The sequence below is a fragment of the Pasteuria penetrans genome (assembly GCF_900538055.1).
Taxonomy (GTDB): Bacteria; Bacillota; Bacilli; order Thermoactinomycetales; family Thermoactinomycetaceae; genus Pasteuria; species Pasteuria penetrans.
Genome location: NZ_UZAC03000001.1, coordinates 1,757,512 through 1,770,041 on the forward strand (window position 1 = coordinate 1,757,512; position 12,530 = coordinate 1,770,041).

Below are 12,530 nucleotides of genomic sequence, written 5' to 3' on the forward strand. Positions count from 1 at the left end.
TGTTCCCTCGCCTTCCCCCTTCTTGTGTTGTGTGGGGGGTTGTGCACATTCCCCAATAGCTCAATTGGTAGAGCGCCCGGCTGTTAACCGGTAGGTTGCAGGTTCGAGTCCTGCTTGGGGAGCCATGCTTCCATAGCTCAGTAGGTAGAGCGCTTCCATGGTAAGGAAGAGGTCACCAGTTCAAATCTGGTTGGAAGCTTTCGTGTGGGGGTTCCGTGGGATCTTGGTTCATTGTGTGGGGTTTCCCGTTTGCTTTTTGTCGGTTGGGTGTTGTTGGCAGGGTTTGTTGTCCTTCGTGGAGGGATACCAAAGTGGCTAAATGGGGTGGACTGTAAATCCACTGGCGTTCGCCTTCGTAGGTTCGAATCCTACTCCCTCCATTGTTTTTTCTTTTCCTGAACCCCCTTGTTTGTATGTTTTGTATAGGGTCGTGATAGGGTTTTCCGTGTCCTGTTTTCGCGCGGAAGTGGCTCAGTGGTAGAGCATCGCCTTGCCAAGGCGGGGGTCGCGGGTTCGAATCCCGTCTTCCGCTCTGTTCCTTCTGGGATGGATGGGGGGATGAAGTGATGGATTTGTTTTCGTGCGGAAGTGGCTCAGTGGTAGAGCATCGCCTTGCCAAGGCGAGGGTCGCGGGTTCGAATCCCGTCTTCCGCTCCACGTAACTATCCGTCCTTTGCGGGTAAGGCAGAGGACGGTTTTTTTGCTGTATCTTATTTCTTATAGGTCGAAGTACATAATCCTTTGGAGGCCAAGGGAACTAGAAAGAGGGCGTATCCTATTTTGGGGGCAATTCATGCAATCCCCGTGGTGGGCTTGGGATTCATTGTTCAGGGATAGGTTTGTTGTATTTGGCCAATCCTTACTGGATATCATTATTGTAACTTGGATTTTCTATAAAATCTTGCACTTATTGCGAGGTACAAGGGCCTTTGAGTTACTTAAAGGTTTGACCTTTATTGCGCCTATTATAGTGGTTAGCAGTATCGATTCCTTGCGGCTGGAAGCCCTCCGCCATGTTGTGGGGATATTGGCACCAACAGGGATAACACTTTTGATGATCCTCTTCCAACCGGAGTTGCGGCGGGGCCTAGAACTATTGGGTCGTGGGGGTGTGTTGGGGTGGTTCAATCAGTTCAAGGGCCATACTGAGGGTCAGGCGGTTCGTTCGATTGTTCGGGCGGCCGTTCAAATGGCCGAACGCCGTATCGGTGCTTTGATGGTGATCGAAAGGCAGACGGGTCTTAGTGATTATGTGGAGACGGGTGTAACGGTCAACGGACAGATTAGCACGGAGTTGTTGCGGACGATCTTTGAGCCAACTACGCCCCTACATGACGGTGCTGCTATTCTGCGTGGGGACAGGCTGTTGGCTGTGGGCTGCTATTTACCACTTTCTGATAGCATCCATTTAGGTACGGCCCTGGGGACTCGGCATCGGGCAGGTATGGGATTGTCGGAAGTTTCCGATGCGGTTGTTATCATTGTTTCGGAAGAGACAGGATGTATTTCCCTTGCGTTGTCAGGGGAGATGTATACGGATTTGGATGAAGAACATTTGCGTGAGCGTTTGTATAGCCTATTGGAAGCACAAAGGAATGTGGGGTTGAGATTTTGGCGTGATTCCCAAGGTTTTCATAAAAGGAGGCAGAACCATCGATTGATCCGGGTTCCATCTGTTGAAACGTCGGAAGAATCCGATCAGAGTAGGGTAGGGTTTGATAGAGATGAACCCTCACGAGGGGATGGGGTTCGCCCGGTTCGTTCCCCCATAAAATTCTTTTTGTTACAGCGATGGTGGAAGGGGGATCCACCTGTTCCCTCGTTGGGGAAGAAAAAGGACAGGGGGAAATCTAGGAGAGACCCCAATGTTTCCAACTCGCCCCCTCCTTCCACTGAGGACGATTCCGATGGAAAGGGTGATTCCGGTCCGAGTAAGAAGGGGGATGTTGATCCCGGTTCATGAAAAAGTGGTTGCGGAAGGACGGGATACTTTGTTTTCTTGCTCTGGCGGCAGCCTGCGGGTTGTGGGTGAAGTTTTCGTCCCTTTCCCCTTTTTCTAAACACAGCAGATGGGAAATTTCCGTCCCCCTAGAGGTTCGATACGATAGGGATCGTTTTGTGGCAGGGAGGGAGATTCCTACTAGTGTCGAGCTTATAATCCAGGGACCCCAGTATTCCGGGGAGGATGTGATTTCCAATTTGAGTTGTGTTGTTGATTTGAGGGGACAGGGGGAAGGATGGCATAATTCCGCCGTGAGGTATGTTTGGCCTGTCCTCTCCAAGAGGGAAATTTCCGTTGTGGGTATCAAACCGGATCGTTTGAACGTTTATCTAGAGGGAAAGCAAAGTAAGACGTTTGACGTTACACCGATAGTGATTCCCCCATTAACGGAGGGGTACAAAATGGGTGATGCGGTTGTTCAACCTAGGCGGATTACGGTGCGTGCTGCCCGTTCCATTTTGGGTAAGATTGCATCCGTTCGCGCCCGCATACCGTTTCAGGAGGGAGTAGGGTCCTGGGAGGGTTCAGAGGCTCCTTTGGAGGCTGTGGGGGAGGATGGTATGCCGATTTTGGAGGGTGTTTCCATCATTCCACAAAATGTTGGTTTTTCGGTTGCTGTAGAAGAACCATTTCGTGATTGTGGGCTTAGGATAGGTATAGGGAGGTACCCTGCGCCGGGATACGCGGTGCAACGAATCACCCCCAGTGTAAGAGGGGTGAAGATCTATGGTTTAGAAAGTAAATTGGTAAGTTTGCCGGCAAGTATACCCCTCAATCTCGATCTGGACAATCGACGAGGGGATGTTGTGTTGGATCTAGAGATCCCAACGGGGGATAGTGGTTTGCGTGCAGAGCCCCGCTGGGTAAGGGTGAAGGTTACCCTTGTTGGGGCGGTTCAAAAGCAAATTTCCAATATTCATGTGAAGACGGTGGGTTCACCGTCCGATGGAACAACGGCTGTTTTTCCTAATTCCTATGGTGGTGTGACCATCCCTAATTTGAGTGTGACCCTGTCGGGTGCTCCAAGGTTTTTGCGGACCATTACAGCCAAGGATATAGAAGCCACTGTGGATGTGAACGGTTTGAGCGAAGGTATTCATCAGCTACCTATTCAGGTTCAGATCCGAAAATACCCATGGGTCCAGATCCTAGACCAAACAGTAACAACAGCCCAGGTTCAGATCAATCGTAGGGGTTCATGAGCGTGGGAGGGGGCCATGCATGCAATATTTTGGTACAGACGGTGTACGTGGTGTTGCTAATGAGAAATTGACCCCAGAGTTGGTGTATCGGTTGACCCGTATCGTTGCTCATAAACTGTCGGAAAAGAGGGATAAAGTTTTTTTCGTTGTGGGACGTGACACCCGTTGGTCGGGCCCCCTTTTGGAGTATGCTTCTTTGGCGGGTCTCCTTTCCTTGGGGGTTGATGCTGTTCAGTTGGGGGTAGTTCCCACGCCAGCTGTTGCTTTCTTCGTTCGGCATTTGGGGGCGTCGGGTGGTATTATGTTATCTGCATCCCATAACGTTTTTTGTGATAATGGCATAAAATTTTTTGATAGTAATGGTTATAAACTGATGGAGGAAGTGGAGGAGGAGATAGAGATTGCCTTGCGGCAGGTCGACAATTTGCCGCGGCCTGTCGGACAGGGGATTGGGCGGGCTATGGTGAATGACCGTGCCGATGCATATCTCGAGAATTTGATAGCATCCTGCCCCGTCCACCTAAACGGATTTCATATTGTAGTGGATACGGCCCATGGATCCTCCACCTTCCTTGCTACATCTCTGTTCCGACGTTGTGGGGCCAGGGTTACCGCGATTGGTGATCATCCAGATGGTGTGAATATCAACGCGGGATTTGGTTCGACGTGTCCGGCTGCTCTTCAGGATGCTATGAGGCGGGAGGGTGCTGATATAGGGTTTACCCTGGATGGGGATGGGGATCGTTTATTAGCGGTAGATAGGGATGGATCCATTTTCGATGGAGATGATATCATTGCCATCTGTGCACCTGCACTGGCAAATCGTGGTCTTCTGCCCTATAACACAGTGGTTGTAACCGTTATGAGTAATGGTGGTCTCAAGGAGGGTTTGGCTACACAGGGTATCAGAACGCGATTCACCGATGTGGGGGATCGTTGGGTGGTTACGGAGATGCGAAAGGGCGGATTCGGTCTGGGCGGGGAGCCGTCAGGTCATATTGTTTTTGCCCCCCATGCTACTACGGGGGATGGCTTATTGACAGCCCTGCAGTTGTTACGCGCGGTCCAAGATGCGGATCAGTCCTTGGGACAATTGCGCAAGTTGTTGTTGAAATGGCCGCAATGCCTAGTCAATATCCCCCTACCCCCTGGATCCGCTGAGGTTTGGCGTGATCATCCGGAGTTTGTTGCTTGCCTCAGGGCGGCGGATGAGGCATTGGGTGATGAGGGCAGAGTATTAGTACGCGCCTCGGGTACGGAACCTGTATTGCGCATCATGGTGGAGGCGAAGTCGGCGTCCCAGGCCGAGGATTGGAAACAACGATTAGTACAGGTGCTCCAAGGGGTGATTTTTCAGACCCAGCGATCCAATGGATGTACGGGGTCATAAGAAAAGAGGGGACGGCGTGTACTATGTGTGGGATTATCGGCTATGTAGGAACGAAGGCTGTGCAACCCCTTCTGCTGGAGGGTTTACGTCTTCTGGAGTATCGGGGTTATGATTCCGCAGGGATGGTTGTCTACAATGGTAAGAAATTAGTATATGCCAAGGCCGTAGGACGGATTGAAGGATTGGAGAGGGTACTGGGGGGCAAGAATCAATCCCTACATGGTACCTGTGGATTGGGGCATACGCGCTGGGCTACACATGGGGCTCCTACTTGGGAAAATGCACATCCGCAGCTGGATAGGCAGGGGAGCTTTGCCGTGGTTCACAATGGTGTGCTGGAAAACGAGGTTGAGCTTCGTCAGTCCCTGCGTCGTGAGGGCTGTTCTTTCGTTTCCGATACGGACACGGAGGTCATTGCGCATTTGTTTGCGCAGTGTTGGAACGGTGATTTTCTGGCTACGGTTTGTGCAGTGGCTCGGCAATTGAGAGGTTCCTATGCATTGGCTGTTTTATCCTCCTTTGAGCCGCAGCGTATCATAGCGGTTCGTTTTCGTAGTCCGCTCATTGTAGGATTATCGAAGGGGGAACAATGGTTAGCTTCTGATATCCCTGCACTTTTGCCCCATACTCGACAGATCCATGTTCTAGAGGATGGTGAGGTGGCAGATCTGACACCGGGAGGGGTGCGGTTGTATCGTATGCATGACCGATCGAGGGTCACGCGTGAGCCACGTGTTATGGTCTGGGAGCCAACGATTGCAGACCGTGGGGATCATCCCAATTTTATGCATAAGGAATTATTTGAGCAACCCGTTTCCCTTCGCGCGACGCTTCGTGAACGGTTGTTTGCTGATCGGGTTCAGTTGGAACCGGAGTTACCCATTCCTTTTTCTAAGGGGGAAACCTGGTCCGATATACACATTGTGGGTTGCGGTACGGCGTATCATGCTGGGTTGTTTGGTGCGTCGATGTTAGAACAATGGCTACGTATACCATGTAGGTGCTGGATTGCTTCGGAGTATCGTATCAGTGATCCTGTTATTACTCCAAATACGTGTGTCATTGCTGTAAGTCAGTCTGGGGAAACAGCGGATACGTTGTCTGCTGCTCGTTTGGCCAGAAAAAGGGGCGGGCATGTGCTGGCTATTACCAATGTTAAGGAATCCAGTCTGGCACGAGAGGCGGATGCCGTCCTGTTTACCCATGCGGGTGCAGAGGTGGCTGTTGCTTCTACAAAGGCATACACGGCCCAACTGACTTGTTTTGCCCTGTTGACGATTGCTTGGGTGTCTGGACGAAACAGGGTTCAACGTGCGGATCATTATGATGATTTACTGTCCTCCCTGTATCGTTTGCCGGTTCATATGGAAAAGGTTCTTGAACAGTCTGCGGCTATGATGAAGTTGTGGGTGGATCAGTTGCAAGATGTGGCACATGTATTTTTTTTAGGTCGTGGTTTGGACACTTTTTTGGCTGTCGAAGGGGCGTTGAAACTGAAAGAGCTCTCCTATATTCATGCTGATGCGTATCCAGCCGGAGAGTTGAAACATGGAAGCCTAGCACTCATAGAACAGGGGACCCCTGTTGTAGCCTTATTCACGCAGGCCCATGTGCAATCTAAAATGTTAATCAATGTACGGGAGACCGTCACCCGGGGCGCTCGGGTTTTTGCTATTGCCACCCCTTCTGGTGCAGAGGCTGTGCAGAGTGTTACGAGGGATGCATTCATTTTACCTATTACCAATGATTGGTTGGCGCCTATCCTGGCGGTTGTACCCCTGCAGTGGTTGGCTTACTATGCCTGTTTACAGCGCGGACACGACGTAGATAAGCCTCGTAATTTGGCTAAGAGTGTTACAGTAGAGTAGGGCGATGTGTGCAAAAGTATGAAAGTGAAGATGCCCATCCCCCTTTGGGAAATGGGCACCTTTTATGCGGAGGGATGGGCGCTCAGTATTTCATGGCTCTTGGCCAAACTTCGGACCCGGAATATCCTTGGGCGGTTTTTTTTTACTCCGAATTTTAAGGATGAATTAGGTGGGGCCCACTTTTCCCCATAATTAGTTTGTTTATTCAGTTTATTGTACACGAGCCCATGCCGAAGAGCATCTGTCTCTATTAATTTATAAAATAAATAGAAACAAAAGTATGTGCTTTTTTCTATTATGTATCCAAAATTATTGAATGAATTTTTATTTTATTTTATGTTTATTAAACACTATATTAATATTATGAAACATTCCGGCAATTTACCCCCTGATCGTTTTCCAGGTGGCTATTGCGACATACGATAGCAAGGTTCTCATAGTTCCTCCAAATCCTAACTCCAAAACGTTGGCGAAAGTCAAGCTTGGTGGCACAGTTTTTTCCCTCTATAAGAGCATTGGTAGCCTTGTCTCCTCGATGGTAATTTGCAATGGACTGTTGCCCCCTCTGTAGGCTCTCTGCACCTTTTCTAATGTTTTTGTGGTCGTGCTGTAATCCTACCCCGATGAGAGCGTGCAGATTATTGTAAGCCTCGGTAAAAGTGGGATAATCGGTGTCATACCATTTTTCAACATCCTCTATAAATTCGTAGGCTTCCCCAAGTTTATGCCAATCTGCAAGATGAAATATTTTTTCCAGGAGTAGTCTCTTGGATTCGGGAAGTAACCCTCTGTGTTTTTTCTTCAGGGCGTCCTTTACGAACCCTTTAATCCTGAACAGATATTTCGGCTCTTGGCCAAACTTCGGACCTGGGGGTTCAGTCTCAGGAGTGAGGGCTGAACCATGGTTCGATAGATCAAATGCATCGTGGTAGGTTTCTGTGTTTATATCTGCCTAGATTCGGATTCCCTCCCCCTGTATTCCAAAGTATTCTTGTGGGAACACAGTAGGACATATACGTTGTTTTTATAAAATTTAAGTTTTATATGTTATAATAATTGGCAACTCACCCTCTATCAGGGAATAAGGGGTTGTCGAGATGAAAACAGAACTAGATTTCCCAAGGTCCCCCTTTTCGGACGAAGTGAAAATCATGAAAATAGAGAAATTAGGGCCCACAGGATCAGATAAAATGAGAATTCGTTATATCCTAAAGTCCATTGTCAACCGTCCATCCCCGGGAATCAGGTGTTCCTGTGAGGATTCGGGAAATTTGGGACAAAAATTTGTGAAAGCGGGATTCGACAAGAAACGGAAAATAAAACACGGCATCCTTGGCTTATGGGAAATTGAATCCGTTATGAAACCCCAACGATGGAGATGTACCTACTGCGAGGACAAATTCAACCATGTGTATGCATTTGTTGGGAAAGGGAAAAAATATGCAGATTTTTGTAGGGAAATGTTCTCGTCAACGGCAATACTATCTTCAGCAGCGAAAGCAGCAAGGTTACATGGAATGCCGGTGAGAACAGGTTATACCCTATTTTTTGATGAATTTCTTCAGGGTTGATTCATCGGAACACACAATCGAGAATTCTCATGAAGAATTTCTGGGGTATGTTCAGCAATTAGGAAAAGATCTCCGGATAAGTGAGAAACCCACCCATGGGGTCCAGATCCATGTTAGGGATAGTGCACCGGAATTTTTCCAAAGAAAATGGGAGGAAGTCTGGGGTTCGAAAACTATGAGTATTTTATCCTATGATATTGATAGACAAGGGGATTTGGTGGGGGGTATTGCCAAACTTCCCCTCACAGGGGAGGAGGGGAAGTTTGTTGCAGTAGCTGATATCACGCAAGAGGGTAGCCGAACAGAAACATATTTCTTTCATGGGGATGGAAGTATGCAGTACGTAGATGATGACGGAAGAGGGGTACCTACGGGGAAGACTGGAGATGGAGAGGATGTCGTACGCAGAAAAAGGGATTGTTACAGTGTGTGTGGGAGAACTGTATCGCTCGTTTGCGGAAGTTCTGTTGCCGGCACCTCCCGTTTCCTGAAGAAAATAAAGTCAGCTCGAAGATGTGTTAAACTTTGTTTGAGGATTGGTGGCCCCACGCTTCCCTCGGTTGTTTGTTCGGCTACCTGCTTTTTAATAGCTACAGTTAGTTGCATGTGGAGTGAGGATCAGATTTGTGATAGCGTTTGTTAGATGAATTCGTTTTCTGGTCTTGTCCTGCTTATGGGTATGTTGGGTAGTCTCGGCTTCTTTTATTTTGAATTGAAATTATAGATTCGGGTTGTTACTGGGGATTGGGGGGATTACTTATGCGGGGGCCTTACTCACACAGCAGGTGCCCCTGGTTCCCCTACATAGAATATAGGTGGTGGGACCGCCCGTGAGGAAATTTCCCCTATTTTGGTTTAGATCCTGGAAAAATACTACCGTATCTGGTAGGGTACTAACTTTTTTTATCTCAGATTTTTTGTTCCAGACTATGATGGTATTGCACTTGGGTCTCTATGATACGCCTGTTATGGAAATGGATTTTTTTATGCTGTAGTGACTAGCCTTATCACTTTTATTATCATTGGATTATTCAGGTTATTAATTGTATTCGGTGCATTTGACAGTTATCTCTTCTATGTAACGAGTCGCCTTCTTTTGCTACAGCGTTATCGACAGAACTGTTTCTTGATAGCACGACGAAGAAGGGGTGTATCCAAGTTTCGTTGGTATTTTGTACCTTGGTTAGGATTTGTTTGGTTTTTGCTCACAACGGTTGTTTTTATATTTATTAAGAATTCTTCCTTATGGTTGACATTGGGGATTTGGGGATGGGGGATTTCCCTTAAGTGGCAAACGGTTCGTGAAAAATTTTGGTGCGGGAAGGAGGGACAAAATACGGATGTTTTGTTTGTCAACACAGCTTTCCTTCTTTTTCTGTGGTACCCTATTCCTCTTCATCTCTATTATGTAATGAAAAAAATTTTATTATATGGGTATGATGTGGGAACGAAAATATCCTTTTTTTTGTATTTTGTGTATACATGTCTGGTTTTCCCGTTATGGTTTCATCTTCTTTTGGGGAGGAGAACCATTTTCACAGGATACGATGCCAAAAAATATCCTAATGAAATTACAAATGTACATGGTTCGATTTCCCCTGGGGGGATGGTGTATTATGACGACTTTGGCGGAATGTCTGAGTCCGTAGAACTCCCAATGGCAAAGGTAAAGGCAACTGTGTTGATCACGATTTTTTCATCTTTTTTTGTAATCTGGTTTTACTTTAAAAAATAAATGATAGGATAATTTATGGTTTCTTTTCAAATAGTGTGTTGGTTTACCAGGGGCTCTTTTTTTGTCTCTCCTGTGTCATTGGAGAATAGTAGCATTTGGGTCTTTGGACTTCAATGGGTAAGGGGGAAGGACCTAATCTCTACATATTTTTTCATATAACTTCTTGTATTCCCGTTGAGTTTGTATTGATCATATCGCCTAGCATTTGGGCGGTATCCCATTGTGGGTGTGAATTCCTGAACAAGATAAATTGAGAAAAAAATTATCCCCCAAAATGCGGGGAATGTTTCCCTTGAAGACCAAAAATTAGGGTTAAAATATCCTTGGAGAAACGTACACACCCCGCTGGGATGTCTCTGTTTTTGGTAATCATACTGAATAGACGTGAATTGGGGGGCTGTTCGTACTCCCCATTCCTGATCATAAAAAATAGGACCTTACCAGGTCCCCCTTGATTCTGTGACCATTAAAATCCAAAGATTCTGTATTTTTTATATATAATAGACAGTATGATCCGTATCATGATTCGTATTTTGGGTGTAACAATCGGAGGAATGCTGGTTATGATCCTGGGTATTATAGGGATAGATCCCACCCCAACCGGGATAGGATCCCCAACCGGGATAGGATCCCCAACCGGGATATAGTCCCCAACCGGGATAGGATCCCCAGCCGGGATAGGATCCCCAGCTAGGATAACCACCCCAACCGAAGCCAATTCCCCAGAGGGGGAGGGGAAGGCCCGAACGAAGGCCCGAACTTGATCCCATATTCCATCCTGGATCATTGTCCCAACCAGAGTTGTAGCTCTGTCCGGCATGGTGACCATTGGAATCATAGATATTTCCTATGTTGTCATTTTCTTCCATGTCGATCTTCCGTTCATAAGTGGTCTCGATGGGGTGATTCCAATAGGGCCATGTATCATGATTCGTATCGGGTTGATGATGACTCTTATAGTCCATAGGCTATGTCCCCTTTTTTTTAATAATAAATAAGTTTATAGTAATTATATTATTATATTATGGATATCTACTGTATGTGGGGTAGTTATCCATTGCCCTGCAATTCATTTCTTCATACAATTTCATCCCTGTCCTATGCATATGAACGGATCACTCCCGCAAGTTGGTTCGGGAGATCATAGAAATAAGTGGGGTGATTCTCCATTATTCTAACGCATTTCTCCTCTACCCAGCGTGATTCTCTGAACCATGTTGTGTTTCCCTCGGGAGACGCGGAATCTATGTTTTATAGCAATTTTTATCTCTTATTTTTCATCGCATAGTAAAAAAATCCTATCATTCATTTCTCTGGGGTCATGGGATCAGAAACGGAAATGTCATATGTAATATAGGACTTTGTTTTCCGTATCATCATTCCACTGATGATTTTGTAGGTTGTAGGGGTATCCTCCCCCCCATGGGTTATAATTCCAGCCGACACCCCACCAACCGGTGTAATAATCTGGTCCCCAACCAGGTAAACCCCAATTCCATCCCCAGTTGGGTTGCTGCCAACCTGGTGGTTGTTGCCAATATGATGGTTGTTGGGACATTGAACCATTGGGATTCCAATTTTCCTTCCGGTTGGGTTGCTGCCAACCTGGTGGTTTTCGTTTTTTCCATTGAGATGGCGGGGGGTGTCCTCCTGGGTCACGATTTTTGTTCGCTAGTGATGGTTGTTGATTTGGGTCCCTATCCCAATTGGGTTGGTGCCAATCTGGATTGTTATTCCAGCTACCGGAACCGCTACCATCCCTTTTTTTATTGCCCCTCGGATCCCTTTTCCCTCTATTTTGAGAGGTTCCTGTTTCAGGGTGATGACGATTCATCCATTTATTATTTTCTCCATAATTATTATTTGCATGATCCATAGGATTTATTCCTTTCTTTACCCTAGTAATCCATTTAGGGTCGTTCCCACTGTGTATCACGAGAATGGGATGGGTTATTTTCAATGGATGTGCATGGGGGATGAAGAAGGTAAATTTATGATTTTACCAAATAATCTGTATAAGTGATGGGGTTGATTCTCCGGAACCGGATAAGGTAGGTAGAAAGTTTCGCCTCACCCTCACCTAACATTGTTGGGAATACCTTGATGGCGGGGGAACCCGAATCTGAGCAACTCATAGGGAACTCGTGGGGCGCATTGTACAGGATGCCCCCTGGCTGTGTTGCTAGGAGAGCAAAAAACGGGGTAACGGAAGGACACCCCCCGTGCATGGGGTTGGATCAGAGTACAGTAGTGGCTGCGGAGTCTTGTAGTGAAGATGGGGTAAAGGAAGCTAAGTTGCCATGTCCGAAACGAGGATGAGAACTGGGAAAGGGAAACTTTAAACCTAGATCAGGCAACATGGGATCAGAACTATGCTGGGCCTAAATATAGGGTAACCTGGGGCACCATAACGGATTAGCAAGTTGAATATCTTCCCGATAAACTTAAGGGTAGATTATTCTAGTGTAAAATAGAATCATATTGGAATAAGACTGGGATATTCTACTGCAAGGAGGATCATCGAGTGGGGGGTTATAATGTAAGGTCCTTTGATTTTCTAAGATATGTACTTAGACCCCGAACGACTGCGACCCGAGCCATCTTAATATTCCAGGGCTTTCATTCCGTCGTTGGTTTAGAAAGCTAAAAATAGGATGGCGGATCATCGGAGGGCGACGGGGATACGCCGCCGGACACAAAGGTACTCAACTGGGATCGTTGAGCTACCCCGTCCCATACTGGATAGGATGGATTGGCCATTA

10 protein-coding genes and 5 tRNA genes are annotated in these 12,530 nt (G+C 46.9%); 13 read left to right on the forward strand and 2 right to left on the reverse strand.

From position 1 onward, the window contains the following. The first annotated feature begins 49 nt into the window (after positions 1-49). The 9 genes from PPRES148_RS07155 (at position 50) to glmS (ending at position 6,462) form a co-directional block, all read left to right on the forward strand. Positions 50-125, forward strand: a tRNA-Asn gene (locus PPRES148_RS07155). Between the two features lies 1 nt (position 126). Next, positions 127-199, forward strand: a tRNA-Thr gene (locus PPRES148_RS07160). 98 nt (positions 200-297) lie between these two features. Then, a tRNA-Tyr gene (locus tag PPRES148_RS07165) sits at positions 298-380 on the forward strand. A gap of 80 nt (positions 381-460) precedes the next feature. Beyond that, a tRNA-Gly gene (locus tag PPRES148_RS07170) sits at positions 461-532 on the forward strand. Positions 533-582: 50 nt separating this feature from the next. Continuing rightward, positions 583-657, forward strand: a tRNA-Gly gene (locus PPRES148_RS07175). 136 nt (positions 658-793) lie between these two features. Then, positions 794-1,963, forward strand: a complete 1,170-nt coding sequence (gene cdaA / locus PPRES148_RS07180) for a diadenylate cyclase CdaA (RefSeq protein ID WP_149453853.1) — start codon at positions 794-796, stop codon at positions 1,961-1,963. Continuing rightward, on the forward strand, positions 1,960-3,204 hold the full coding sequence (locus PPRES148_RS07185) for a CdaR family protein (RefSeq protein WP_149453854.1): 1,245 nt from the start codon (positions 1,960-1,962) through the stop codon (positions 3,202-3,204). Before cdaA ends, PPRES148_RS07185 begins: the two co-directional genes overlap by 4 nt. 19 nt (positions 3,205-3,223) lie before the next feature. After that, the gene (gene glmM / locus PPRES148_RS07190; protein WP_149453855.1) at positions 3,224-4,594 is read left to right on the forward strand and encodes a phosphoglucosamine mutase; all 1,371 of its coding nucleotides are present in this window, start codon (positions 3,224-3,226) and stop codon (positions 4,592-4,594) included. Positions 4,595-4,617: 23 nt separating this feature from the next. Continuing rightward, positions 4,618-6,462: a glutamine--fructose-6-phosphate transaminase (isomerizing) gene (gene glmS / locus PPRES148_RS07195; RefSeq protein ID WP_149453856.1), complete on the forward strand. Its 1,845-nt coding sequence runs from the start codon at positions 4,618-4,620 to the stop codon at positions 6,460-6,462. Between the two features lie 361 nt (positions 6,463-6,823). Here glmS and PPRES148_RS13345 read toward each other — a convergent pair whose 3' ends face one another. Next, positions 6,824-7,408, reverse strand: a complete 585-nt coding sequence (locus PPRES148_RS13345; RefSeq protein WP_149454278.1) for a transposase — start codon at positions 7,406-7,408, stop codon at positions 6,824-6,826. 151 nt (positions 7,409-7,559) lie between these two features. On the opposite strand from PPRES148_RS13345, the gene PPRES148_RS07205 reads away from it, so the two are divergent. From PPRES148_RS07205 to PPRES148_RS07215, 3 genes are all read left to right on the forward strand, one after another. Next, a complete protein-coding gene (locus PPRES148_RS07205; protein WP_149453857.1) occupies positions 7,560-8,033 on the forward strand; it encodes a hypothetical protein in 474 nt (157 codons plus the stop codon). A 175-nt stretch (positions 8,034-8,208) separates the two neighbouring features. Further along, positions 8,209-8,676 (forward strand): hypothetical protein, encoded by a 468-nt coding sequence (locus PPRES148_RS07210; protein WP_149453858.1) that lies wholly within the window; start codon positions 8,209-8,211, stop codon positions 8,674-8,676. Positions 8,677-9,129: 453 nt separating this feature from the next. After that, complete coding sequence (locus PPRES148_RS07215) at positions 9,130-9,768, forward strand: hypothetical protein (protein WP_149453859.1); 639 nt, start codon at positions 9,130-9,132, stop codon at positions 9,766-9,768. 491 nt (positions 9,769-10,259) lie between these two features. Here PPRES148_RS07215 and PPRES148_RS12360 read toward each other — a convergent pair whose 3' ends face one another. After that, complete coding sequence (locus PPRES148_RS12360) at positions 10,260-10,733, reverse strand: hypothetical protein (protein WP_223127994.1); 474 nt, start codon at positions 10,731-10,733, stop codon at positions 10,260-10,262. A gap of 457 nt (positions 10,734-11,190) precedes the next feature. Here PPRES148_RS12360 and PPRES148_RS07225 point away from each other — a divergent pair, with 457 nt between their 5' ends. Beyond that, on the forward strand, positions 11,191-11,646 hold the full coding sequence (locus tag PPRES148_RS07225; protein WP_149453860.1) for a hypothetical protein: 456 nt from the start codon (positions 11,191-11,193) through the stop codon (positions 11,644-11,646). Positions 11,647-12,530 lie beyond the last annotated feature (884 nt).

Bases quoted from the DNA above. Each gene is read 5' to 3' on its own strand.
- PPRES148_RS07225 (WP_149453860.1), top strand. From the start codon at position 11,191: ATGGGTTATAATTCCAGCCGACACCCCACCAACCGGTGTAATAATCTG.
- PPRES148_RS07210 (WP_149453858.1), top strand. From the start codon at position 8,209: ATGAGTATTTTATCCTATGATATTGATAGACAAGGGGATTTGGTGGGG.
- glmM (WP_149453855.1), top strand. From the start codon at position 3,224: ATGCAATATTTTGGTACAGACGGTGTACGTGGTGTTGCTAATGAGAAA.
- PPRES148_RS12360 (WP_223127994.1), bottom strand. From the start codon at position 10,733: ATGGACTATAAGAGTCATCATCAACCCGATACGAATCATGATACATGG.
- cdaA (WP_149453853.1), top strand. From the start codon at position 794: ATGCAATCCCCGTGGTGGGCTTGGGATTCATTGTTCAGGGATAGGTTT.
- PPRES148_RS07185 (WP_149453854.1), top strand. From the start codon at position 1,960: ATGAAAAAGTGGTTGCGGAAGGACGGGATACTTTGTTTTCTTGCTCTG.
- PPRES148_RS07205 (WP_149453857.1), top strand. From the start codon at position 7,560: ATGAAAACAGAACTAGATTTCCCAAGGTCCCCCTTTTCGGACGAAGTG.
- glmS (WP_149453856.1), top strand. From the start codon at position 4,618: ATGTGTGGGATTATCGGCTATGTAGGAACGAAGGCTGTGCAACCCCTT.